This is a genomic window from Sporosarcina ureae (assembly GCF_029267015.1).
GTDB lineage: Bacteria > Bacillota > Bacilli > Bacillales_A > Planococcaceae > Sporosarcina > Sporosarcina ureae_D.
This window is the reverse complement of record NZ_JARIEA010000017.1, coordinates 1-24186: the sequence shown is the minus strand read 5'-3', so window position 1 is coordinate 24186 and position 24186 is coordinate 1. Positions and strand designations below refer to the sequence as shown.

General features: G+C 43.6%; 23 protein-coding genes and 1 pseudogene. 18 read left to right on the top strand and 6 right to left on the bottom strand.

Annotated features, from left to right (window positions below):
- The 4 genes and pseudogenes from Q7P97_RS02760 to Q7P97_RS02745 all read right to left on the bottom strand — a co-directional run.
- Positions 1-1895, bottom strand: a 1895-nt coding sequence (locus Q7P97_RS02760; RefSeq protein ID WP_303966252.1) for a methyl-accepting chemotaxis protein, incomplete at its 3' end; no start/stop codon positions are given.
- A 139-nt stretch (positions 1896-2034) separates the two neighbouring features.
- Positions 2035-2112, bottom strand: a pseudogene (locus Q7P97_RS15585) (YjcZ family sporulation protein); the annotation flags it as partial.
- 118 nt (positions 2113-2230) lie between these two features.
- Positions 2231-2359, bottom strand: coding sequence for a YjcZ family sporulation protein (locus tag Q7P97_RS02750; protein ID WP_083035222.1), 129 nt, complete (start codon positions 2357-2359; stop codon positions 2231-2233).
- Positions 2360-2472: 113 nt separating this feature from the next.
- Positions 2473-4440, bottom strand: coding sequence for a methyl-accepting chemotaxis protein (locus Q7P97_RS02745; RefSeq protein WP_303966235.1), 1968 nt, complete (start codon positions 4438-4440; stop codon positions 2473-2475).
- 226 nt (positions 4441-4666) lie between these two features.
- Here Q7P97_RS02745 and flaG point away from each other — a divergent pair, with 226 nt between their 5' ends.
- From flaG to Q7P97_RS02660, 17 genes are all read left to right on the top strand, one after another.
- Positions 4667-5041, top strand: a complete 375-nt coding sequence (flaG, locus tag Q7P97_RS02740) for a flagellar protein FlaG (RefSeq protein ID WP_303966232.1) — start codon at positions 4667-4669, stop codon at positions 5039-5041.
- A gap of 20 nt (positions 5042-5061) precedes the next feature.
- Positions 5062-6627 (top strand): flagellar hook-associated protein 2, encoded by a 1566-nt coding sequence (locus Q7P97_RS02735; RefSeq protein WP_303966229.1) that lies wholly within the window; start codon positions 5062-5064, stop codon positions 6625-6627.
- Between the two features lie 33 nt (positions 6628-6660).
- Positions 6661-7062, top strand: coding sequence for a flagellar export chaperone FliS (gene fliS, locus Q7P97_RS02730; protein WP_085428429.1), 402 nt, complete (start codon positions 6661-6663; stop codon positions 7060-7062).
- Complete coding sequence (fliT, locus tag Q7P97_RS02725) at positions 7059-7412, top strand: flagellar protein FliT (RefSeq protein ID WP_303966225.1); 354 nt, start codon at positions 7059-7061, stop codon at positions 7410-7412. The genes fliS and fliT overlap by 4 nt, the downstream gene beginning before the upstream one ends.
- Before the next feature lie 66 nt (positions 7413-7478).
- On the top strand, positions 7479-7850 hold the full coding sequence (locus Q7P97_RS02720) for a PilZ domain-containing protein (protein ID WP_303966222.1): 372 nt from the start codon (positions 7479-7481) through the stop codon (positions 7848-7850).
- 118 nt (positions 7851-7968) lie between these two features.
- Positions 7969-8526 (top strand): ribosome hibernation-promoting factor, HPF/YfiA family, encoded by a 558-nt coding sequence (gene hpf / locus Q7P97_RS02715; RefSeq protein ID WP_303966219.1) that lies wholly within the window; start codon positions 7969-7971, stop codon positions 8524-8526.
- Positions 8527-9415: 889 nt separating this feature from the next.
- Positions 9416-11914, top strand: coding sequence for a preprotein translocase subunit SecA (secA, locus tag Q7P97_RS02710; RefSeq protein ID WP_303966217.1), 2499 nt, complete (start codon positions 9416-9418; stop codon positions 11912-11914).
- 33 nt (positions 11915-11947) lie between these two features.
- Positions 11948-13049 (top strand): peptide chain release factor 2 gene (gene prfB, locus Q7P97_RS02705; protein WP_303966255.1). Its coding sequence is split into 2 segments (ribosomal slippage): positions 11948-12019 and positions 12021-13049, totalling 1101 coding nucleotides; the frame shifts between segments, so codons are not numbered across the junction.
- Between the two features lie 719 nt (positions 13050-13768).
- The gene (gene cccB, locus Q7P97_RS02700) at positions 13769-14113 is read left to right on the top strand and encodes a cytochrome c551 (protein ID WP_303966216.1); all 345 of its coding nucleotides are present in this window, start codon (positions 13769-13771) and stop codon (positions 14111-14113) included.
- Positions 14114-14309: 196 nt separating this feature from the next.
- On the top strand, positions 14310-14996 hold the full coding sequence (gene ftsE, locus Q7P97_RS02695) for a cell division ATP-binding protein FtsE (RefSeq protein WP_085428436.1): 687 nt from the start codon (positions 14310-14312) through the stop codon (positions 14994-14996).
- On the top strand, positions 14986-15870 hold the full coding sequence (ftsX, locus tag Q7P97_RS02690) for a permease-like cell division protein FtsX (protein ID WP_303966212.1): 885 nt from the start codon (positions 14986-14988) through the stop codon (positions 15868-15870). Before ftsE ends, ftsX begins: the two co-directional genes overlap by 11 nt.
- A gap of 28 nt (positions 15871-15898) precedes the next feature.
- The gene (locus Q7P97_RS02685; RefSeq protein ID WP_303966209.1) at positions 15899-17224 is read left to right on the top strand and encodes a murein hydrolase activator EnvC family protein; all 1326 of its coding nucleotides are present in this window, start codon (positions 15899-15901) and stop codon (positions 17222-17224) included.
- A 73-nt stretch (positions 17225-17297) separates the two neighbouring features.
- Positions 17298-17951, top strand: coding sequence for a hypothetical protein (locus Q7P97_RS02680; protein WP_303966206.1), 654 nt, complete (start codon positions 17298-17300; stop codon positions 17949-17951).
- On the top strand, positions 17948-18535 hold the full coding sequence (locus tag Q7P97_RS02675) for a peroxiredoxin family protein (RefSeq protein ID WP_303966203.1): 588 nt from the start codon (positions 17948-17950) through the stop codon (positions 18533-18535). The genes Q7P97_RS02680 and Q7P97_RS02675 overlap by 4 nt, the downstream gene beginning before the upstream one ends.
- A 70-nt stretch (positions 18536-18605) precedes the next feature.
- On the top strand, positions 18606-20033 hold the full coding sequence (locus tag Q7P97_RS02670) for a S41 family peptidase (RefSeq protein ID WP_303966200.1): 1428 nt from the start codon (positions 18606-18608) through the stop codon (positions 20031-20033).
- 176 nt (positions 20034-20209) lie between these two features.
- On the top strand, positions 20210-21382 hold the full coding sequence (locus Q7P97_RS02665) for a PDZ domain-containing protein (protein ID WP_303966198.1): 1173 nt from the start codon (positions 20210-20212) through the stop codon (positions 21380-21382).
- A gap of 18 nt (positions 21383-21400) precedes the next feature.
- Positions 21401-21652, top strand: a complete 252-nt coding sequence (locus Q7P97_RS02660) for a CsbA family protein (RefSeq protein ID WP_085428442.1) — start codon at positions 21401-21403, stop codon at positions 21650-21652.
- A 109-nt stretch (positions 21653-21761) separates the two neighbouring features.
- Here Q7P97_RS02660 and Q7P97_RS02655 read toward each other — a convergent pair whose 3' ends face one another.
- Positions 21762-22064: an AzlD domain-containing protein gene (locus Q7P97_RS02655; RefSeq protein ID WP_303966193.1), complete on the bottom strand. Its 303-nt coding sequence runs from the start codon at positions 22062-22064 to the stop codon at positions 21762-21764.
- Complete coding sequence (locus tag Q7P97_RS02650; RefSeq protein ID WP_483315753.1) at positions 22064-22786, bottom strand: AzlC family ABC transporter permease; 723 nt, start codon at positions 22784-22786, stop codon at positions 22064-22066. Before Q7P97_RS02650 ends, Q7P97_RS02655 begins: the two co-directional genes overlap by 1 nt.
- 107 nt (positions 22787-22893) lie before the next feature.
- Here Q7P97_RS02650 and Q7P97_RS02645 point away from each other — a divergent pair, with 107 nt between their 5' ends.
- A complete protein-coding gene (locus tag Q7P97_RS02645; RefSeq protein WP_303966186.1) occupies positions 22894-23526 on the top strand; it encodes a TVP38/TMEM64 family protein in 633 nt (210 codons plus the stop codon).
- Positions 23527-24186 lie beyond the last annotated feature (660 nt).

Sequence of the window (24186 nt, the reverse complement as noted above, 5' to 3'; positions counted from 1 at the left end):
CGTAACTGCTCTTCCGAAGACGCGCTAACTTCCTCACATGCCGCTGCCGTCTCTTGCGACGTAGCCGACATCGTTTGAATCGTCATCGCCACCTCATCTTTATGCGTCGCGACCAATCGAATTTCATTGGACACGGTATGGATCGACTCTTGCATCGTGTCCATAAGAGAAGATAACTCTCCGAACGTATTCTCCGTATCACCTACAACGACGCCTTGGTCGCGGAATGTGTTGATCGTTTCCTGCATTTGTTGCGACACGATCTGTGATTCTTTTTGTAACTCTTCTATTGTTACTTTGACATCGTCTGTTGCACGTGCCGATTGTTCTGCAAGTGTGCGAACTTCTTCAGCTACGACGGCGAATCCTTTGCCGTGTTCTCCTGCTCTAGCCGCTTCAATGCTTGCGTTAAGCGCTAAAAGATTCGTTTGCTTGGAAATGTTCATGATCGTTTCCATGACACTGCCGATTGCTTGTACTTTACCGCCAAGTGAATGAATGTCGCTTGACATCTCTTCTAGTTTTTCGCTCGTTGTCGTAAACGAAGACTTCAGTACGCCCATTTGTTGTTGGCCGTTATCGTTTTGGATGCCGGTTTGCGTGGCAATGTCCAGCATCGCTTCTGCTTTTTCGCGAATTTCATTGATTTCCTGACCGAGGAGCTCCGTACGCTCTGTCGCAGTCTCGGAATCTTCCGCGGATTGTGCAGCACCTTGCGCAATTTCACCGACTGCCATGGCGACTTCGTTACTTGCGGCACTTGTTTCTTCAGATACTGCACTCAAACTTTCTGAGTTCGACCGGACGTTATCCGCTGATGCTTGGACGACGCTGATAATGTCGTTCATGTTTTGCACCATATGATTGAAATCACGGCTCAGTTCACCGATTTCATCTGTGCTTTGATTGTCTGACCGGACTGTTAGGTCTCCGCCTGACACTTGCGCCATCAAATCTTTGACTGTATCAAGTGGCTTTAGTAAACGGCTAATCGTAATGAATAGACCGAAGAATGTGAGAATTAATGTAATCAACGCAATAATTAGCATGGAGTTGCGCAATGAATGTGCCATCGCATTTAGCTTGCGTTCTTCGTAGACTGCACCGACCTTCCAATTAAACTCGGGAATGGTCGTATAAATATTGCGCTTGTCGATACCTTGATCATCGGTGTATTCGATGACGCCACTGTCCGCATCATACATTTTTTTGAAATGTGCTTCGTTTGTTACATCCGTTCCTGATTTGGAAGGGTGAACGATAGCCAGTCCTTGATCATCGAGCAATACGGGATAGCCGTTAAATCCGATGTCGCGGCTCGCTATTTCGTCTGTTAATGCGCTCAGTTCAATATCCATTCCAAGAGCACCGACAAACGTACCGTTGATGAGAATAGCTTTGGAAGCAGTAATGACAAACTGATTGGTTGTATCATCCAAATACGGCTCCGTCCATTGAACTTCATCGGGATGCTCTTTAGCTAATTGATACCAGTTTCGCGTCGTCGGATCATAATCCGTTAAATCATCATCCGGCCTAATTACAGTATATTTGGACGTCAATGAATAATAAACAGCATCTGCACTTGAGTACATAGACAAGAAAGTTTGTAAACGATCCTCTATTTCTGTGACAGTTACCTCTTTTCCATTTTCTCCAGTAAATTCTGTTATAGTATCAGTCGTTGCCAACAACGCTAGTCCTTGTTCGTACTTGTCCATAAAGTGATATATTCCGAAACCCATTTCACTAATAATGGCATTACTTGAATCAATGGCGTTGGCCATGGACTGTTTCTTCGCTTGATCATTGGTCATCCATGTCATTAAGGCGATACCTAAAATGAATAAAATGATAGCGGTTAAAATAATCTTCGTTTTTATTGACCGTAACACGTGGTGTTCAGCTCCTTCTTAGATGTGTGATGCTATATTGTACCTAACTTGTTATCGGCTACATTTCCTATGTATTGATTGTTTTATAAAGAAAAAAGAAGAAACCTGTCGAAAAATCGACAGGTTTCATTTGAAAGGCTTATAGGCAAGCGGCGCCTACAATAATGAGTAAGATAAATAATACGACAATCAATGCGAATCCGCCACCGTAAGAACCGCATGAGCCGTATGATCCACCAGACCCACCAGTATCACAACCAGATCCACCGTAACCGCCACCACCGTGTCCATATCCACCGAATCCAAACATGTCTCCACCTCCATTTTTTAAGTAATTAACAGCCGTAACCCATAAATCCTGCACCGACAATGATCAATAAGATAAACAGAACAACGATCATTGAAAAGCCGAAGCCACCATCATAACCGCCACCGTACCCAGATCCTTTAACTGATTCTCCCATATTGATTTCACCTCCAAATGTGGAACTACCCTTATTCTATGCAGAGATTCTCAGAGTGCCTTGGCTTTTATAAAAAAATCCGCCAATCCTTTAAAAAGGAGAGGCGGATCTTGTTAGATTTTGAATCGTTCTACGGCATCACTAAGGTCTTCGCTCAATTGCGTCAAGGCTTCAGCCGCTTCTGCAACGGAGCCAATCGCGTGGAGCTGTTCATCTGAAGAAGCACTTACTTCTTCACAAGCTGCTGCAGATTGTTCTGTAGTCGACAATAACACTTGAATTTGCTCAGATACATCGTTTTTATGGACGTCCATTTCTTGAAGTGCTGTAGTGACTTGATTAATTCGAGATTGCATATCACCGATGAAACTAGAAATTCTTTCGAAAATTCCTTCTGTATCTGTCACGACTGTACTCTGACGCTCGAATGTATCGCGTGTACTAGCCATTTGTTCGATTACATGTTGCGTCCCGTTTTGCAGTTCATGAATTGTCGAACGCACTTGTTCCGCTGAACGTGCTGATTGTTCGGCAAGTTGGCGCACTTCGTCTGCTACGACTGCGAAGCCTTTACCATGTTCACCGGCTCTGGCTGCTTCAATACTTGCATTTAACGCGAGTAAATTGGTTTGAGAAGAGATGGCGGTAATCGCGTCGATGACGGAACTGATCGCCTTCACTTTATCTTCCAAAGAGCCAATCATGCCGCCCATTTGCTGTAAGTCTTGATTCCAGTTATTGAATGAAGAGCTTAAAATACTCATTTGCGCTCGGCCATCCGTATTGAAAGAAACAGCTTCCGTTGCCAGGCCTGCCATCTCACTAGCAGTTGTATTGGCAAAATGAATTTGTTGATTCAATAAATCCGCACGTGTCGTGACAGTTTCCGCATTTTCAGCGGACTTCACAACACCTCGAGTAATTTCCGCCAAAGCACTAGCAATTTCTTCGCTTGTCGCATTCGTTTCTTCTGATACCGCACTCAAGTTTTGTGAACTCGCCAGTACATTGGAAGCGGAATGCGTCACGGTCGTAATCAATCCGTTCATTTGGTCAAGCATCTTATCGAAGCCTTTGCTTAAGTCTCCAATTTCATCGTTAGAATGAATGTTGGCGCGGACCGTTAGATCACCATCTGCCACTTGTTGCACCGTATCTTGCAGTCGGAAAATCGGTTTCAATACGCGACTGATGAAAATGAAAAGAATGATTGCAAGTATAGCGAGTGTGACGATGGCCGCCACGATCATCACATTGCGTAAGCCGGCTGCAAGGGATTGCATGTTTTTCTGGTCATAGATTACACCAAGCTTCCAGTCGAAATTCGGAATCGTCGTGAACATATCGACTTTATTCACTCCGTCTTGCTCGAATGTGTGATGTCCTGCCGCTTCTTTATACATTTTGGCTACATACGCTCGATCCATGACATTTTCTCCAATGAGCGACGGGTGGGCGATAGCCGTCCCTTCAGAATCGAGAATGAATGCGTACCCGCCATGGGGAATATTCGTTGCGGAAATGTCTTTAGACATCGTCGACAATTGAATATCGATTCCAGCTACACCGACGAATTCATTTCCATTCATGACAGCTTTTGAAGCACTAATAACGAAGTTGCCCGTTGCTTCATCAATGTAAGGCTTGGTCCAATGTACTACTTCCGTGTCTGCTACTGCTTTTTGATACCATTCCCGTGGAGTGGGATCGAAGCCTGTCAAATCCACGTAAGGACGAATTATCGTTTCTTTTGTCGCGAAGGACAGATAGGTACTTGAAACGTCTGGATAAGTATCCAATGTATTACTGAGTGCTTTGACAACCGCGGCTTCACCGGTCGTGCCAGTTGCGTTCGTGTAGTCCGTTGAATCCGTCAGCAACTCAAGTCCTTTGCTGTATTGACGCAAATCCGCTTCAATGGATTCGCTCATTTCGGAAAGTAGCGTACTGCTTGATTCGATGATGTTTTTCTCTGTCCGTTCCTTCACTAACCAGCTACTAATTCCAGTCATTGTCAGGACGCCTCCAGCAACTAGTACGAGGACAAGAAGGATCATTTTCGTTTTGATGGAATGAAACATGGATGTATGCTCCTTTACTCTTATAGATTGTTCTTATCATACATTACTTTTGACTGTTCCAATAGTCTAAATTTCATAACATTAAAAATTTTATTGAATGGTAGACAGATAAAGTAAAAAAGAGGCAAGAACGTAAAGAAGAATATGCCATGCTGTACTTAACATCCCGTAATTGAATCCGATACTATAAGTAACGATTGTTCGATTAAAGACGGGGGGTACGAGTATGGTCAGCCGAATTGGCGACGGCCCCGCAACGCAACCAGTGAAATCATCTTATGAGAGTGGGTCCGTTGAAAGCAAAATAGTAGTGGCAAACATTCAACCCATGGGTCAGCCAGCAGAACAGGCGACACCAGAACAGAAAGCGGAGTTGTCCAAGAGTGAAGCGAAAAAATTAACGGAGGGCATGAACAAATTCCTCGATAGTGTCAATGTTCAGTTACGCTTCAAATTTCATGAGAAACTAAATGAATATTACGTAACGATCATCGACCCAGAAACAGAAGAAGTAGTTCGTGAAATACCGCCAAAGAAATTGCTCGACATACACGCAGCCATGAAAGACTTCATTGGATTGCTAATCGATAAAAAAATTTAACAAAAAAGGTGTGAAGTACGATGAGAATCGGTGGATTGGCATCGGGAATCGATACAGAATCAATCATTAGAGACATGATGAAAGCACATCGAATCCCACTTGATAAAATTACGCAAAAGAAACAATATACGCAGTGGCAACTAGACGACTATCGTTCCACGAACCGCGACTTGAGAAAATCGAGTGACAAACTGTTTGATACGGTCATGAAGCAAAGTACGTATATGCAGAAAAATGTCAGTGTTTCGGATGAGAAGGCGGTTAGTATAACGGCTAAGGGGTCTACTTCTGATTTTTCTGGGACGATTGAGGTAAAGCGATTGGCAACGCAGGCCACCTTACAGAGTGGTGTACTTAAAGATAATGGAGATGTAAAAATTAGTGGTGAAGATATACAGAACAAGTCACTTGCACAATTAGGTCTATTCACAGGTGACGATGATCAAACATTGAACGTCAAAGTACCAGGAAGTACTGATGCAACCCCACTTACGATTAAGTCTACTGACAAACTCAGTGATGTTTTAAAGCAAATTAACGAAAAGACTGGAGCAAGTGCTTTTTTTGATTCAGAATCAGGAAAAATTGCTATAAGTTCTAAAAATAGTGGTGAGGGTGCTATCGAAATTGATAGTACTGGAGATTTAGCGCAAAAACTTAGATTAATTCCAGCTACTGTCACTGACCCTAACATACCTGTTGATCCAGACGTAACTATTGATCAAGACATTCCTAGATCCACTTTAGGAATGGATGCCAAGTTTACGTTTAATGGTCTCGAAACTACTCGTTCATCTAACACATTTACTATCAATGGATTTGAAGTTTCACTTAAACAGAAGACAGATTCACCAGTTTCCTTCAGTTCTTCTACTAATACCGAAAAGGTTTTTGATTCAGTAGTGGAGTTCGTCAATGATTATAATGAAATGATTGAAAAACTAAACAGTAAGATTAAAGAAAAAGAATTTAAATCATTTCATCCTCTTTCTGCCGAAGAAAAATCGGATATGAAAGAAAAGGAAATTGAGCTTTGGGAAGAAAAAGCGAAGAGCGGTACAATGAAGGGCGATCCGGCAATTTCCTCCATGTTAAATAATTTACGTTCAATAATGACTACAACGGTAAACACTACAGATAAAAATGGTAAGAGTGTTGGTGAAGATGGAAAACCAATCACAATCAGCCTGAAAGATCTAGGTATCGAGACTTCTAAAAACTATTTGGATAATGGTAAATTAACTATAAATGAAGATAAACTACGCGCCAAAATTTCTGAAAACCCAAACGCCGTCTACGATTTAATCGGCGGGAAAGATAAGGGTATTGCTCAAAAGTATCGTACTGAACTACAAGACGCACAAAAGAAAATCACAGTAAAAGCAGGTAGTTCGACTGCTGTCAACGATACATTTGCTCTCGGTCGCTCCATGAAAAACATGGACAAACAAATCGAGCGCTTTGAAACGAAGCTACAGATGATGGAAAGTCGTTACTATAAGCAGTTTAACGCGATGGAGCAAGCGATCCAGCGTGCGAATTCCCAATCTGCGGCGCTAATGAGTTCACTTGGCGGCGGCATGTAACGCAACTTTGCTAGAAAAAGGAGATTGACATAAATGGCTACTAACAACCCTTATGCAGCATATCAGACGAATACGGTGACGACTTCTACGCCTGGCGAGTTGACGTTAATGCTTTATAACGGATGTCTAAAATTTATTCAGCAAGGCAAGATGGAGCTGGCTAAAGGCAATCTGGAACAAAAGAATATTGCAATTCAAAAAGCACAGGCGATCGTAACTGAATTAATGCTGACGTTGGATACATCTTATGAAGTATCTAAAAACATGCTCGTCTTGTATGAGTTCGTCAACAGCCGCCTAATTGATGGGAATATCCAAAACGATCCGGCGATGTTTGAAGAAGCTGCGGGCATCATTACGGAATTCCGCGACACGTGGAAGCAGGTTATCCAAATTAATCGATCGAAGCAATATTCGAACGTGAGTGAGATATGATCCGACCCGCAATGACGATGTGGCATGAGCGTTCTCTTCTATTGATTTCGCTTGTGAAAGAAAACGATGAAGAAAAGCGTGATGAAGTTATTGAGAAAATCGAGAAAGTTCTCGATGAACGTGATTTGCTGCAGTCACAGATTACTCAACCTTTTACAGCGGAAGAAGACGAATTTGGAGCGGAATTAATTCGCCTGGAACAAGAAGTGCAGACTAGTCTTCATCACTTCACCAATGAGATTCGTACGAATATTTCACAATCACAAGCCAAAAAAGAAAACATGAATAACTATGTGAATCCATATGGTAAAATGTCTCAAGATGGTGCTTATTTCGATTCGAAGCACTAATAACCGGAAGAGAGCGATCTCTTTCGGCTTTTTACATAGTGAAATTTAAATGAGGGGAAACGTCCTATGCGCTATAATCGCCACGACTACTTTCGGTATCCATTTGATCCATACATACCCGCAACATTCCGTATACAATTAAATAATGAGCAAAAAAGCTTGTCTAACGAAGGACAATGCGAAATTGTGGACATCAGTACAGGTGGCGTGAAATTTGTCACTAATTTGGATTTACCTGTGCGTTCGGAAATTTTAGCACTGCAATTGGCGTTCACGATTTTTAAGCACCCGTTTGAAATTTTAGGAAACGTAGCTTGGAAAAAACAAACCGAATACGGATTTGAATATGGATTCGAGTTTGGTGAAGATCAAAAAGTCGATACGCTTATCACGGAAGAATTAAAAAATCATGCTCGAAAAGTGAAAGAAACCGAGTGAAATCAACTTAAATCAGAAGTTTCTTTACAATTCTGCATTATTCTTAAGTTTTGAGAAGGTATTTAAGGGTACTATGAAGAAGTAAGGTAGTGAGGGTTTAAATAAAGGAGGAGTTCATATGTTAGACTTCAATATTCGCGGTGAAAACGTCGAGGTAACTCCGGCGATCAGAGAGTACGTTGAAAAGAAAGTTGAAAAATTGGAGCGTTATTTTTCAGAAGGTGTAAACGCTACAGCAAATGTTAACTTGAAAGTTTATAGTGATAAACAAACAAAAGTGGAAATTACAATTCCGATGAAGAATTTGACACTTCGCGCTGAGGAGCGTCACAACGATATGTATGCAGCTGTTGATTTAATCGTCGACAAGCTAGAGCGTCAAATTCGTAAATATAAAACACGAGTTAATCGTAAGTCACGTGAGCGCGAAGGCGTAGCCGCTTTCTTCCAGTCAACTGATAACAATAGTACTGCAGTAGAGCTAGAGGACGATAATGAGTTCGACGTAGTACGCACGAAGCAGTTTGATTTGAAGCCAATGGATCAAGAGGAAGCGATTCTTCAAATGAACATGCTAGGCCACAATTTCTTCATCTTCACGGATGCAGATTCTGATGGCACACATATTGTGTATAAGCGTAAAGATGGCAAATACGGCCTAATCGAAACAAACTAATAAGCAACCCAAAAAGTCCAGCCTCGGCTGGGCTTTTTTGTTTGTGAACTTGGTTAAGTTCTTGAGTTCTTTAAGTTCAAAAGCAAGGGCTTAGGAAAGGTGAGGGAGTTTGTGAGTGGTTCGGGATGGAAGCTACAGCTGCCGGACGCTTTCCCATGGGCCCGCGGTGAGCCAACTAGTCACTGCGTTCCTTTAGTTGTCTCACCTGATCGGGCTGATCCATCGGGAGTCGCCGTCAGCTTCCGCTTCAATCCTACCTTAATAATGGAAGTACTTATATCACTTTTGGGAGATGGTGTGTGAATTATTGTTGGGATTAAACTTATTTAAGTACAAATTCGAGTGCTTATGAATAGTTAGTTACTTAGTGAGTACGAGTGGATTGAAGCTCCAACTACCAGCTTCCGCTCATAGAATCTGTTTAAGCGCTCATAGAACACATTGTGCGCTCTATTACACGCACAATCCGCTCTATCAGACGCCACGAGTGCTCATAGATTCATCTAAGTGATCATAGAACCTTGATAACCGCTCATAGCCTCGAAAACTCAACATTAATCACAACCATAACTTCAATGCACAACAAAAAGCATCAACCCCTTGTATTGCAAGGGATTGGAGCGAAGGAGGGGCGACTCTGGGTGGTTCACCGCCCGCCCTCCAGAAAGCGTCCCCTCCGAAGCGCAAATCCCCACCCCAACACTAAGTCTACCCTCGCCAAGGCAAACTTAGGAAAAATGATACAGCGCACTATTTGCACCTAGCTTTTTACAATGCTAAAATGGAGTGTGACTCAAAAATCTTGAACGAAAACTATGGACCAGACGAAGAACTTACAACTGGCAGGCGCGTCCTGCTAATTGATGAAGCTATGAGGATGTGACAATAAATGCTTGGCGTATTGAATAAAATGTTCGACCCAAACAAACGTGACCTAAAACGACTCGAGAAAATTGCCGACCAAGTAGAACTATTGGCTGACGATATGGAAAAACTGTCCGACGAACAACTGACAGCGAAAACAGACGAATTCAAAGAACGCTACCAACAAGGCGAGACAATCGAAGACTTGCAGCCTGAAGCGTTTGCTGTCGTGCGTGAGGCTTCCCGCCGCGTACTAGGACTCTACCCATTCCGTGTGCAAATCATGGGTGCAGCGGCCCTTAACGAAGGCAATATCGCAGAGATGAAGACCGGTGAAGGTAAGACATTGACTTCAGTACTTGCGGTGTATTTAAATGCCCTGACGTCTAAAGGCGTTCACGTCGTAACTGTCAACGAATACTTGGCAAGTCGTGACGCAGAAGAAATGGGACAGTTGTATTCATTCCTTGGCATGAACGTAGGATTGAACTTGAACAGTATGAGTAAAGAAGAAAAACGTGAGGCGTATGAAGCCGATGTAACGTACAGCACGAATAACGAACTCGGTTTTGACTACTTGCGTGACAATATGGTGCTTTACAATGAACATAAAGTGCAACGCCCGCTTCATTTCGCCGTAATTGACGAAGTCGACTCCATCTTAGTCGATGAAGCACGTACGCCGTTAATCATTTCCGGTCAAGCAGCGAAAGCGCAGGAGCTGTACCGCTTGGCGAACCGGTTTGTAATTACGTTGAAAAAAGAAGAAGATTATTCATTCGATGAATCGACGAAAGGCGTTGTGTTGACGGAGCAAGGTATTGAAGCAGCTGAGAAAGCGTTCAGTATCGATAACTTATTCGATCTGCAACACGTGACGCTAAACCACGCGATCAACCAGTCATTGAAAGCGCATGTTAGTATGCATAATGACGTAGACTATGTAGTAGAAGAAGGCGAAGTAGTCATCGTTGACTCCTTCACTGGACGTTTGATGAAAGGCCGTCGTTATAGTGACGGGTTACACCAAGCGATTGAAGCGAAAGAAGGACTTGAAGTTCAGAACGAGTCGATGACACTTGCGACGATTACGTTCCAGAACTATTTCCGTATGTATGAGAAGCTGTCCGGGATGACGGGTACAGCGAAGACAGAGGAAGAAGAGTTCCGCAATATTTATAATATGAATGTTATTGCGATCCCGACAAATCGTCCGATTGCTCGTGATGACCGTCCGGATTTAATCTTTGCCTCCATGGATGGAAAGTATAAAGCAGTAGCAGAAGATATTAAAGATCGGCACGAAAAAGGTCAGCCGGTACTAGTCGGTACGGTGGCAATCGAGACGTCTGAAATCATTTCAGCTTTCTTGAAAAAATACGGCATTCCACATAATGTCTTGAACGCGAAGAATCACGAGCGTGAAGCCGAAATTATTCAAGACGCTGGTAAAAGAGGCGCTGTTACGATTGCGACGAACATGGCCGGTCGTGGTACCGACATTAAATTGGGTGACCATATCCAAGACGTTGGCGGTTTAGCGGTAATCGGTACAGAACGACATGAGTCTAGACGTATCGATAATCAGCTCCGTGGACGTTCAGGACGTCAAGGTGACCCGGGTATTACGCAGTTTTATCTTTCATTGGAAGATGAATTAATGCGTCGCTTCGGTTCGGAACAAATGAAATCGATGATGACGAAACTCGGTATGGATGATGAAACGCCGATCCAGTCGAAAATGGTTTCTCGTTCTGTTGAATCTGCGCAGAAGCGAGTAGAGGGGAATAACTTTGATTCACGGAAACGTTTATTGCAGTATGACGATGTACTTCGTCAACAGCGTGAAGTGATTTACAAAGAGCGTAATGAAGTTCTTGGTTCAGAAAATATTCGTCCAGTGCTTGAAGGCATGCTTAACTCGGTTATTGAACGCGTTGTGGCGGTCCACACTGCAGACAATACAGTTTATTCAAAAGGCTTGAAAGACTATTTGGAAGCGAACTTACTGGCTGAAGATACCGTGACGATTGAAGACTTGGAAGGAAAAACACCGGAAGAGTTGCAAACATTTATTCACGAATTGGTCATTGCACGCTATAATGAAAAAGAACAAGAAATGTCCGAAGAGCGTATGCGTGAATTTGAGAAAGTTGTCCTGTTGCGTGCGATCGATACCAAGTGGATGGATCATATCGATGCGATGGATCAACTTCGTAACGGAATTCATTTACGTGCGTATGGACAGAATGATCCGCTTCGTGAATACCAGGCGGAAGGATTTGGAATGTTCGAAGAGATGCTCGTAGCGATCGAAAACGATGCGACGAAGTATGTCATGAAGGCTGAAATCCGCAACAACTTGGAGCGCGAAGAAGTAGCAAAAGGTCAAGCGAATAATCCGAAAGAAGACGGCGTACCGGTTGCTAAAAAGCCAATCCGACGCACAGTCAATATCGGCCGCAACGACCCTTGTCCATGTGGCAGCGGTAAAAAGTATAAGAACTGTCACGGCAAAGCATAACGAGAAACAACCACTCAGGAGGAAACAATTATGATGGAATTATCCGATGTTCGCAACGAGTTAGAAAAAACCGCTAAGAAATTAGTGGACTTCAGGGGGTCTCTTTGACTTAGAAAACAAAGAGACTAGCATGCAGGAGTTAGATGAAATGATGATGGAGCCGGGCTTCTGGGATGACCAAGACGCAGCTCAGAAAGTCATTTCACAATCGAATGCATTAAAAGACGTAGTAGGCGAATATCACGAGTTGAGCGAGACGCAAGAAAATCTAGAGATGACGCTTGAACTTCTACGTGAAGAAGCTGACGAAGAGTTACAAGAAGACCTTATATCTGAATTAAAAGAGTTCAAAAAGAAGATGGATCAATTCGATCTTCAAATGTTATTAAGCGATGAGTTTGATAAAAATAGTGCAGTAGTTGAAATACACTCAGGCGCAGGCGGCACCGAGTCCCAAGACTGGGCGTCGATGTTGCTTCGCATGTACACTCGCTGGGCAGAGCACCATGGCTTTAAAGTCGAAACACTCGACTATCAAGCAGGGGACGAAGCAGGCGTGAAGTCTGTCACACTCGGAATTAAAGGGCATAATGCCTATGGCTACTTGAAGGCGGAGAAAGGTGTACACCGACTCGTTCGGATCTCACCATTTGACTCTTCAGGCAGACGCCATACATCGTTCTCTTCCATTGAAGTGATGCCGGAGTTTGAAGGCGACATCGAATTGGATTTGAAGGCAGAAGATATTAAGATTGATACGTATCGTTCAAGCGGCGCCGGCGGACAGCACGTTAACACGACGGACTCAGCTGTACGTATGACGCACCTTCCAACGGGTGCAGTTGTTACGTGTCAGACGGAGCGTTCGCAGATCAAGAACCGTGAGCGTGCGATGAATCTTTTGAAGGCGAAGATCTATCAGATTCGCGTCGAGGAAGAGGAAGCGCGTTTGGCGGATATCCGTGGCGAGCAGAAGGAAATCGGATGGGGTAGTCAGATCCGTTCGTATGTGTTCCATCCGTATTCTATGGTGAAGGATCACCGGACGAATGAGGAGACGGGTAATGTGAGTTCTGTTATGGATGGCGAGATTGACCAGTTCATCAATGCGTACTTGCGTTCGAGAATTTCGTAATGGTTAAAGACAGCCCAGCAGGTCAGTTTATCTGACTTGTTGTGGCTGTTTTTTTAAGTTGAGAGGCTGGCAGTGGTGTTGGGGTGGGGATTGGCGCTTCGGAGGGGACGCTTTCCTGAGGGGTCGCGGCGAGCCAACCAGTCGCAAGCTCCCTTGGTTGTCTCGCCTGTCGAACTGGTCCTCCAGGAGTCGCCCCTCCTACGCGCCAATCCCTTGCATAGTGAGTTGGTGCCACTTTTTGTAGTGTTTAAAATTTTTTAGGCTTTTTTTAAAAAATGATTTTTCGTATAAAATAAAGGATTAAGCGCAGGCTATGACTTGAACTTAATCAGTGGAATTTGAACTAAATGCACTTGATTTTGAAATGTTTCAAAGATGTTACAATGTTACAGATTATTACAATGTACGACCTACATCCATCCACTTTATACGGAGGATTGAAACGAAAGCGTCCCCCAGCTGCAGTGGAAATCCCGAACCACTCTCCATTTCCACTTTTTTATTACAAACATTTCTAAAAATAAATGTTTAAGAACCAGATTTTTGGTCAATACTATATTATGTACTCACTACCAAACCGTCAAATTAGGCTAAAGTTAGGCAAACAGCATAATTATCCATGATAATTAGAAACTTTGTCATATCTGATGCCCATTCACGGTCGTTTTTTGGTATACTACTTGTGTTACAAAAATACAAAGCAAGAGGGAGGATATTACATGAAGAACAAACTACTAGCAACACTCTTTGGAGCAGCACTAGTTCTTGGCGCTTGTGGTGGAGGCGACGATAACGCTTCAGAGCCAAAAGACGACGCTACAAAAGACAACGGCGCAGCGACTACTGAAGTAGATGCAGAAGCAGTTGTACAACAAAGCTGTGCGTCATGTCACGGAGGAAACTTAGAAGGTGGAGCAGGTCCAGCACTTGAGAACATTGGTGCAACACTTTCTGAAGAAGAAATCCACGACGTGATCGTTAACGGTAAAGGCGCTATGCCTCCTGGTATCATCCAAGGCGAAGAAGCAGATGCAGTTGCTGCTTGGTTAGCTGAAAAGAAATAATTCACATTACGATCGTTTCCAAGATTATATTGGGAACGATCTTTTTTTGTACATAAATCCGGAAGAAAATCCAAACTTCTACCATTTCGCTAGCTTGATCAATTGATACATAACTGTAATACATGGTAGGGTAAACCAATGCTATAATTAAAATGGCGAATATGAGAGAAAAACAAAATTCAGGTGGTTATCATGTATGATTGTAATGAAAAATGTATACAAAAAGTACCCGAATGGTGTTATAGCCTCTAACGGAATTCATGTCGAAATCGAAAAAGGGGAATTTGTATATGTCGTTGGTCCGAGTGGTGCAGGTAAATCCACGTTCATCAAAATGATGTACCGTGAAGAAATCCCAACTAGTGGATTGATTTACTTCAACAATACCGAACTAACGAAAATGCAGAGAAAAGATGTCCCTTATTTGAGAAGACAAATTGGCGTAGTGTTTCAGGATTTTAAGCTATTGCCGAAACTAACTGTCTACGAAAATATTGCGTACGCGCTAGAAGTGATTGAAGAATCACCGAGCGTCATCCGTAAAAAAGTGACAGAAGTGCTGAAATTAGTTGGGCTCACCAAGAAAATGAGAATGTTTCCAAATGAATTGTCAGGCGGAGAACAGCAACGGGTGTCGATTGCACGATCCATCGTCAATCAGCCCACATTAGTCATCGCAGACGAACCGACAGGGAATTTGGATCCGGAGACTTCATGGGAGATCATGAAGATTTTTGAACGTATAAATGCACAAGGTACGACGATTATTATGGCAACACACAATAAAGACATTGTAGATAATCAAAAACATCGAGTGATTCAGATCGAAGGCGGACTTATCACACGAGATGAGTACGAAGGAGATTACTCCAATGAAATCTAGAACATTACGACGTCATATTCGGGAAAGTTTCAAAAGTCTAAGTCGGAATGGTTGGATGACCTTTGCATCTGTAAGTGCTGTTACCGTGACCTTATTGTTGATCGGCGTGTTCATCGTCATCATGATGAACTTGAATCAACTGGCGGATAACATCGAGAATGATGTGGAAATCAAAGTAGTCGCAGAGCAAAATGCAACTACATCACAAGTTGAGGAACTAATGAAGAAAGTCAAAGAGACCCCAGGCGTTGCCGAGGTCAAGTACTCCTCACGTGAACAGGAATTAAATCAAATGATTCAATCATTTGGTGAAGAGTTTGCGCTATATAAGCAGGACAACCCCCTCGGTGATGCATTATATGTAAAGGCAGATGATCCGAAAAATACGGCATCAGTCGCACAAGAAATCGGCACGTACGATTATACATTTGATGTGGAGTACGGGGAAGGTAAAGTAGAAAAGTTATTCAATGTACTGAAAGTTGGACGAAATGTTGGACTAGGATTGATTTTGGCATTGTTGTTTACGGCAATGTTCCTCATATCGAATACAATTCGACTCACGATCGTGGCACGACGTACCGAAATCGACATTATGAAACTGGTCGGTGCAACGGATAGTTTCGTGCGGATTCCTTTCATGCTCGAAGGAGTGTGGCTTGGGATTTTTGGTGCGATTATACCGATGGTTTTAATGACAACATTTTATTCGCAATTGTATAGTTTTTGGGAAGGTCGTTTGCAAAATGAGTTATTCCATTTGCTTGACCCAAGCCCGTTCTTATTACAATTAAACTTCTTACTGTTATTCGTCGCTGTTTTCATCGGCGTATGGGGCAGTTTCATGTCAGTCCGGAAGTTTTTGAGAGTGTAAGTGTTCGTATCGAAGGGAGAACTAGAATTTGAGAAAGAGACAACGAATCATTTCAAGTGTCCTTGCGGTTTGCTTGCTTACTACAACGGTCGGCAGTGCGGACGTATTCGCAGACTCTCTGAAAGATCTTCAGAATGAAAAAAAGGCAGCAGAAACTAAAAAGAAAAATTTAGATTCTACTATCCAGAAAAAAGAAACGCAAATACAGGAAAAGCAATCGAAAGTCGATGTGCTGATCAACCAAATTAAGAAACTGAACGACAAGATAGAAGAGACCAATCAAAATATGGACCGAATCATTGCAGAAATGAATCAGACCAAATTAGAGATTGAAGAACTTCAAGCGTCTATTAAAGAATTAGAGATTCGCATCGAGCAGCGGGACGAAGTATTGCGTGAGCGCGTTCGTGTCATGCAGGTCAAAGGCAATAAAGTCAGTTATTTGGACGTGCTTCTTGGTGCCAACAGTTTCGCGGATTTCATTGACCGTTTCTCCGCAGTGACGACACTGATGGACGCGGATCGTAAAATCATTGAACAGCAAGAACAAGATATGGCGCAATTGGAAGAAGAAAAGAAACAGGTTGAGCAGAAATTAGCTGAACAAGAAGAGCGCCGACAGAAGATCCAGGCAATGAAAGACGAATTGCAGCAAAAGAAACTGGAAAAAAGAGATGTTGTCAATGAACTTGAAAGAAGTCAGGAAAAGCTTTCGAGTGAAAAAGGTCAGTTAGAAGAAGAATACAGCAATACGGTTGAATTCAGCAAAACGTTGGAAAAGAAAATCATCGCTGAACAAGAACGTTTGGCTGAAATCGTGAGAAAAGAACAAGCGAGAAAGCTGAAACTTCAACAACAGAAAGAAGCGGCAGCAGCTGCTGCGGCTTCAGCGCAAGGCGGTTCGGCTGATTATTCAGGTCCACTCCCTTCTGTATCGAGCGGCTTTTGGACAAAACCGACTAGCGGAACCCTCAGTTCAGGATTTGGCTGGCGCATCCATCCGATCACTAAAGTGAAAAAGCAGCACCGTGGTATGGACTTAAGTGCACCTTTGGGAACTCCAGTTGTAGCAGCGGGTGATGGTGTTGTATCGTATGCAGGCAGCATGGAAGGCTTCGGGAATGTCATTATGATCACACATTCTGTGAACAATCAGATTTTGACGACGGTTTATGGACACCTTTCTTCAATTGGCACAAGCTCAGGCAAGTCGGTAGGAAAAGGTGAGTTGATAGGAGCGGTTGGTTCGACAGGTTTCTCTACGGGTAATCATTTGCATTTTGAAGTACACGTTGGAAACTTCTCTGCCACAGGTCCAAGTGCAGTCAACCCGTTGCATTACGTTTCTTTTTAATATAGCATGAAATGAAAACCTGCCTGAAAGGGTAGGTTTTCATTTGTTCATAGGAAGAAAAGGGGGATGGGGGATGCCGGTTACGCAGTATTATCCAATCGGCTCGATTACGATGCCGTCTTCATGGATTGCGCTCATTGCGGGTTTCATAGTTACCTATCTTTTCATTCGATTGTACATAGGTAAAGTGCACGGCGAACGAGTGAGCAATATCTTTTTCAATGTCGTCATCATTTGGAAGTTATCCGTGGTGTTGACGGATTTTTCTATCGTTATTCAGAATCCGTTATCTATTCTATACTTTCATGGTGGCACATTTGGCTGGATACTCGGACTGATCGTCGCAGGGTTATTGATGATTCGGCAAGCATATAAAGAGAAGTGGGGACGTACAGATCAGTGGGCGCTATTACTTGCATTCATTTGCTGGCAAGGGGTCTACCAAATCGCTATGGCGTTTCTGAATGAAGGCAGTCTATTAGCGAAAAGTGGAACCGTGCTATTGTTTATCGCTATTTTTCTATTGGCATGTTGGAGCGAACGAAAAAACGTTAACACAGTCAGCGAGCTTGCAGCTGTATTTGTAGCGGTTCATTTTCTCGTCTCGGCACTGCAAGGAAATATATTGAATACAGCATGGATCACGACCATTTTCATCGGATTGCTTATGTGGGCAGTAGAGAGAGTGTCTTCACAACCAGTGAGCAGAAGGGAAGAGATAGAGTGAGCAAGAAAACGATTGGATATATTATCACAGCATTAATCATCGGTACGCTGATCTTCATTATGGTGCAAAATAGTGCTGGAAAGAAAGAGTCGGCTGAAGCACCGGTTTCGCAAATTAGTCAAGAAGATGCATTGCTTGCGGAAGAGGAAGGTTTGGAGCAATATTCACCGGCACCGGACTTTACACTTGAAACACTGGCAGGCGATACGGTGACACTTTCTGAGTTAAAGGGTAAAAAAGTTATTCTGAATTTCTGGGCGACTTGGTGTCCGCCGTGTAAAGCAGAAATGCCACATATGCAAAGTTTTTATTCAAAATTAACGGATGAAGATCAAGTGGAATTAATCGCTGTGAACGTTACGGAATCAGAGAAGATTGGTATTAGTGAAGTGGAAAAGTTTGTCGGTTCATATGGACTGAGCTTCCCAATTCCGTTGGATATAAAGGCGGAAGTGACGCAGAAGTATGGCGTGTTCTCGATGCCGACAACCTATATGATTGACACAAAAGGTCTCATAGCACAAAAGATCATTGGACCATTGGATGAAAAAGCATTGAATGAATTAGTCGATTCTATGGATTGAAAAAAGAGTCTGTTCTCGTGTCGTAACTTCTTGTCTACCTTCATATAGTGGAGGGAGGAGGAGGTTGTGAATGCGTAAGAGCAGGCTTTTTTTAGTAGGTGTATTATTGCTGATCGGCGTTATTTGGCTGAATGGCTGCGGTAAGCAGAAAGCTGCACAAAATGAAATGATCAGTCAGCTGCCTGTAGTAGATGAAGTGTTTGAAAAGATTCAGGAGAGAGCCGTATACCCGGTTAAAAAGGACGAGCTGATTGAAGGAGCATTGCGCGGTATGACCGATACGATTGGTGATCCGTATTCCACGTATTTGACTGAGCAAGAAGCTGCGTCTCATCGAGAATCGCTGGCTGCTTCACGTGTCGGAATCGGAGCGGAAGTAACGCGTACAAATGGCAAGTATATTATCGTTGCGCCTATTAAGGGGGGACCAGCAGAAAAAGCCGGATTGCAGCCGTATGATGAAATTGTGCGTGTAAACGGCGAACGATTAGGGAATGAAACATTGCGTGACGTAGTAAATAGTATTCGCGGCAAGAAAGGGACGGAAGTAAAGTTGACGATTTTCCGACCTGAAGCGGATAAGCATATGGAATATACAATTACGCGCGATAATATGCCTGTACAGTCTGTATCGCATGAACTGATTGAAGAACGGGATGCTAAGCTTGGGTACATAGCGCTAAGCATGTTTGGTGAAGAGACGGCACAAGAGTGGCAAAAAGCTACGTCTGACGTCATTAAAAAAGGCGCTCAAGCGATCATCATTGATGTGCGTGGTAATCCAGGAGGTTATTTGAAAGCTGTATCCGAAATTTCCAGTAGTCTATTGGATGAAGATCGAACATTTGTCGTCATGCAGGACGCAACAGGGAATTTAACACCTGTTGCAACGGAAAAGAACGAAAACCTTTCATTCAATGAACGGTTGAAAATGATTCCAATTGTCGTTATTCAAGATGTTGGCAGTGCGTCAGCGAGTGAAGTGTTGAGTGCCGCAATCAAGGATTTAAAACGCGGTTCAATCATCGGTACTACAAGCTTCGGAAAAGGGACCGTACAAGAAACGATGGAATTATCCAATGGCGGAGAATTGAAGCTATCGACGAATAAATGGCTAACGCCAAAAGAGAAGTGGATTCACGGTAAAGGGGTCACTGCGGATATTGAAGTGAAGCAGAATAAGTTATTTACGGAGCATTTACAGATGGTGACGGACACGATGAAGGAAGGCCATTTCACTGATGAAATCGCTTATGCGCAACGCATGCTCAAAGCATTTGGTCATCGTCCAGGTAGAACAGATGGCTATTTCGACCAAGAAACGGCAGAGGCTGTACAGGCATTCCGCACAGAGCAGGAAATCAAAGAAGGCTATGATATGGATCGAGAATTCTTTACTACGCTGAAAACGGCTGCAGAAGAATATCGGGCGGAGCCAAAGAACGACAAACAATTGCGTATGGCGATTGATTTCCTCATCAATGAACTAGCAAAATAATAGCGGAGGCGGTCTGGCAAGGTCTTGGTGACAAGACTTTAAACGGGCAGCCTCTTTTTTTGTTGTGCAATTTAGCTTAAATTGGAACTTCCTATAAGAACTCTCTCGCTATTTTCCTTCTTTTTTTGTACAATGAAGAAAAGAGCTGTAAAGACAAGCGAGAAAGGTGACAGAAGATGTCTAGCGAACTATTACTTAATTTGAAAGATGCATTACTTTACTTTTTTCTGAATCCAGTCTGGCTAATCGCTCTCGTCGCTGCCTATATGCTTGGCAGTAAACGAGTAAGCCGTGAGCGAACAGATTTCAATGTGGGCATAAACAAAGGTTCCACTGAAATGAAACATATGATTTCAGTCGGTTGGTTGCACGGTCTCGTCCTATCGATTGTGATTGCGGGCGTTGGGTTGATCGTCGACTTCAATTGGATTGTCATTTTATCCATCGTCATGTTGCTCGTCATTGTATCATTCTCCTATAAGTTAGCTTCACCGATCTACTATGCAACGATTGCGTTCTTTGCGCTATGGGCACTCGGTCGATTTGCAGGAGACTTTTCAATCGGCACATGGTTCGTTCAAGAAGATCTGGATTTCTACGGTACACTAGCTATTACGGTACCGATTATTGCAGGATTATTGTTAATTTCGGAAGGCTTATTGGTTCGTCGTCATGCGGCGCGTCATACGTCTCCCGCATTCGTTCCGACGCAGCGCGGAATGCGTGGGGCAATCTACCAATCTAAATTACTATGGCTCGTACCTGTTGTGTTTTTAGTGCCAGGACATATGGTGGCGGAATTCGCACCGTACTGGCCACAATTCACATTAGGTTCAGAGCAGTTTTCATTCATTCCGGTGCCTCTAGTCATCGGATTCTCGCAACTAGTTAGATCGACGTTCCCTGATGTGCTGTTCCCTAAAATGGGTAAAGCCATTGCTTGGCTCGGTATTGCTGTAGTGGCTGTAGGTATTGGCGCTATTTGGATGCCGGTACTTGGTTGGGCTGCGTTACTTGCAGGTGTACTATGCCGTCTCTTGTTGAGCGCTATGATTTCGATTTCAGAACGCAATAAGCAAGTACTATTGGTACCTCAATCTGAAGGGGTGTATGTCGTAGCGGTTCTTGGAGATTCTCCCGCAGAGAAGATGGGCATTGTCCCAGGAGATTTGATCAAGTCGGTAAACGGGATCTCAATTCACAATGAAGATGAATTGTATGATGCGATCCAAGTCAATGCTGCACATTGCCGTTTACAAGTAATCGGTCGGGATGGAGAAGTTCGTTTGAAACAGCAAGTGCTGTTCCGTCATGACCACTTCCGTCTAGGCATTGTGGTTGTGCGATAAAAGGAGAGAACAAACAATATGCATGATTTCGAAACGAAGTTGATGCTTGCGATGTTTTTGCCGGGAATTTTAGTTGTGTTTTTTACGCGCGTGACATTTCATCACGTCGTGGGACTCATATTGACAGTGGCGCTCATTGCGGCTTCCGTTTATGCAGGATATACGCATAACTGGATGTTATATGTAGCGGATGCAGTGTCATTGACAGTCGGTTTCTGGCTTGCGTCACGCATGGTGAAAAATGCGAGACTTAATCAAGCCGAGGAATGACAAAAGCGGTTTTCAAAGAGCAAATATGCTTTGAAAACCGCTTTTTGTTTTGTAAAATAAAAGTAACTGTTTTAACGGTCACAGCTGTGGGGAATAGTGAGAGTAAGAGTTAAAATAAACTATAGACAGCGAGCACGGCAATCGTGCCGATGACGACGAACATCACGTCTAGACCAAAGAATGCGAGCGCAAAGGCAGTAATAGCTCCAATGATACCGAATACAATATCATCTTGGATATGTAGAATAGCAGGAAATATAAGTGCACCGAGTACAGCATACGGAATATTGCGCAACACACCGCTGACGATCGGTGGCAATTCTTTACCGTCGAGAAGGGTCAAGGGAATCATGCGCGGCAGATAGGTGGCAACTGCCATTCCGAGTAACATCCACCAATAAGAAGCACCCATCAGTTTTCCTCCTTCTGCTCAGTAAAGCGTTCAATATTTTTATTACTCTTCGTATACAGAATTTCGACGAAGATAGCGGAAGCGAGTGTCGCGACCAAAATCGACCAGCCTGTAGACAATAAATTTGAATAATAGAGTACGCAGTGAATCACAGCTGCAATTGTGGCGAGTAACACGACTTTGCGGTTGCCTTTCATTGAAGGGACGAGTAGTCCGATGAACATCGCATACAACGCAACAGACATAGCCTTTTGCAGAAACTGCGGTAAGTTGGCACCGATGACGTGACCTACTGCCGTAAAGATCACCCAACTACTGTACGCGATCAACGCAACGCCAAATGCAAAGGCCGTTGTGATCTGTCGGTTCTTCTGCGTGGCAAGAACCGAAAACGTTTCATCCGTAATACCGAATGCATAAATGGCTTTCTTCCATTTGGGTGCCGGCTCTACCTTTTCACTCAAGGCAGCAGTCATCAGGAAGTGCCGGATATTAACGATAAATGTATTGGTGACGATGAGCCATGGTGCAACGCCCGTCGCAAGTAGGCTGAGCGCCATATATTGTGCCGCACCAGCGTAAACGAACAAACTCATTGCAGTAGCTTCCATAATCGAGAGGCCGGTCGTTTTAGCAAGCAGGCCGAATGTCAGCGCGACAGGGAAATAGCCGATCGCGATGCTCATGCCCACTTTCAGCCCATGGAAAAAGGTTGTATTCACTAAGCAGCCCATCTTTCTTTTACTAATCTGACAGCTAGTATACTATAACTAGACAAATTCTTCAGCAGTATGACTAAAAATTTTGATAATAGGTGAGGATGTTGGCGATGAATGAATGGCTATCGATAGATAAAGTGGAGGAATTGGCGGCGCAGTACGAGGCGCTAGGTTTTTTAATGGGATTAATTCCACCGTTCGTAGAGGCGTTCTTGCCATTTTTGCCGCTCGTCGTATTTGTTGTCGCCAATGCGATCGCCTTTGGATTTTGGTTAGGCTTTGCGCTTTCATGGGTAGGAACCGTAGCAGGATCGTATGCGGTGTTCTTGCTTGTGCGCAAATTCGGTGGAAATCGGTTTTTCTCGTTCCTCACACGTCCTGTGAAGGTGCAGCAGTTGATTCAGTGGGTGGAGCGTAATGGCTTCGGTCCGTTATTTGTTTTGATATGTTTCCCGTTTACACCATCTGCTTTGGTGAATTTGGTGGCGGGTTTGTCGAATATGAATAAGAAGAATTATTTATTTGTGTTGATGCTTGGTAAGCTGGTGATGATTATGATGATTTCGTTTATTGGGTATGATGTGCGGGCCTTGGTTACGCAGCCGGTCCGAACGTTGTTGATGTTTGTGGTGATTTTCTTGCTGTGGTTGGTGGGTAAGTGGTTTGAGCGAAGGTTGACGCGGAAGGTCGAGGATGATTTTAAGAGTTTTTCTAGTGTGCATGGTGTTGGCAAAAAAGAATAAAGGTTAACGGTTCCTGTCTCTCTTTTCTTTCGGTACAATGGAAGGAAGAGGGATGGGGATTTTTTGATTGAAGTAGAGAAGGAAGTGAGGGAGAGTGGAATTGCATCGTTGATCGACGTTCCAGGCGGACGCTTTCCCGAGGGCGTGGCTTGAGCCAAGTGAACAGCGCAGGGTTCGCTTTGCCGTATTTCTGTGTACTTTGCAGAAATTAAGGCATCTGTCCGGGGTCTCAAGGCGCACGTTGATCCTCCGGGAGTCGCCGCCTTCCACTTACGATCAACTAGTTTGTGGTTCTGATTGGTGTGACGGATTACTTTCAAGAGTTTTAGTGATAAATAATAATGTGTTGGGTCGTGGCTCGACTGATTGTTGGTGACTGATAATAGTGAGTGTCTGCTTTCTAGACCCGCACAGGCACGTGGGGGATTGCCTCCAGCCATGAGCCAACTAGCGGTGGGGCTGCTAGCTGTCTCATGGCCACGGCCGACCCCGCAGTTGTGCCTGCGCTACTGAGTACTTTCCAAGTTAGGTTGTGGTTTATAGTAGATCAAACCAGTGACTGGATAGTACTAGTTTCTATTCTTGCAAAACAACTATCAGAACTGCCCTACACCCAATCTAACGCAGGCGGCTGCCAGTGGTAGGCGTAGTAATGAGACA

What these genes read in the sequence shown, in the direction of transcription:
- flaG (WP_303966232.1), top strand. Translation starts at nt 4,667, where the DNA reads ATGGTCAGCCGAATTGGCGACGGCCCCGCAACGCAACCAGTGAAATCA.
- fliS (WP_085428429.1), top strand. Translation starts at nt 6,661, where the DNA reads ATGGCTACTAACAACCCTTATGCAGCATATCAGACGAATACGGTGACG.
- Q7P97_RS02745 (WP_303966235.1), bottom strand. Translation starts at nt 4,440, where the DNA reads ATGTTTCATTCCATCAAAACGAAAATGATCCTTCTTGTCCTCGTACTA.
- Q7P97_RS02735 (WP_303966229.1), top strand. Translation starts at nt 5,062, where the DNA reads ATGAGAATCGGTGGATTGGCATCGGGAATCGATACAGAATCAATCATT.
- ftsE (WP_085428436.1), top strand. Translation starts at nt 14,310, where the DNA reads ATGATTGTAATGAAAAATGTATACAAAAAGTACCCGAATGGTGTTATA.
- Q7P97_RS02680 (WP_303966206.1), top strand. Translation starts at nt 17,298, where the DNA reads ATGCCGGTTACGCAGTATTATCCAATCGGCTCGATTACGATGCCGTCT.
- Q7P97_RS02720 (WP_303966222.1), top strand. Translation starts at nt 7,479, where the DNA reads ATGCGCTATAATCGCCACGACTACTTTCGGTATCCATTTGATCCATAC.
- hpf (WP_303966219.1), top strand. Translation starts at nt 7,969, where the DNA reads ATGTTAGACTTCAATATTCGCGGTGAAAACGTCGAGGTAACTCCGGCG.
- fliT (WP_303966225.1), top strand. Translation starts at nt 7,059, where the DNA reads ATGATCCGACCCGCAATGACGATGTGGCATGAGCGTTCTCTTCTATTG.
- secA (WP_303966217.1), top strand. Translation starts at nt 9,416, where the DNA reads ATGCTTGGCGTATTGAATAAAATGTTCGACCCAAACAAACGTGACCTA.
- Q7P97_RS02665 (WP_303966198.1), top strand. Translation starts at nt 20,210, where the DNA reads ATGTCTAGCGAACTATTACTTAATTTGAAAGATGCATTACTTTACTTT.
- Q7P97_RS02645 (WP_303966186.1), top strand. Translation starts at nt 22,894, where the DNA reads ATGAATGAATGGCTATCGATAGATAAAGTGGAGGAATTGGCGGCGCAG.
- Q7P97_RS02670 (WP_303966200.1), top strand. Translation starts at nt 18,606, where the DNA reads ATGCGTAAGAGCAGGCTTTTTTTAGTAGGTGTATTATTGCTGATCGGC.
- Q7P97_RS02660 (WP_085428442.1), top strand. Translation starts at nt 21,401, where the DNA reads ATGCATGATTTCGAAACGAAGTTGATGCTTGCGATGTTTTTGCCGGGA.
- cccB (WP_303966216.1), top strand. Translation starts at nt 13,769, where the DNA reads ATGAAGAACAAACTACTAGCAACACTCTTTGGAGCAGCACTAGTTCTT.
- Q7P97_RS02750 (WP_083035222.1), bottom strand. Translation starts at nt 2,359, where the DNA reads ATGGGAGAATCAGTTAAAGGATCTGGGTACGGTGGCGGTTATGATGGT.
- ftsX (WP_303966212.1), top strand. Translation starts at nt 14,986, where the DNA reads ATGAAATCTAGAACATTACGACGTCATATTCGGGAAAGTTTCAAAAGT.
- Q7P97_RS02655 (WP_303966193.1), bottom strand. Translation starts at nt 22,064, where the DNA reads ATGGGTGCTTCTTATTGGTGGATGTTACTCGGAATGGCAGTTGCCACC.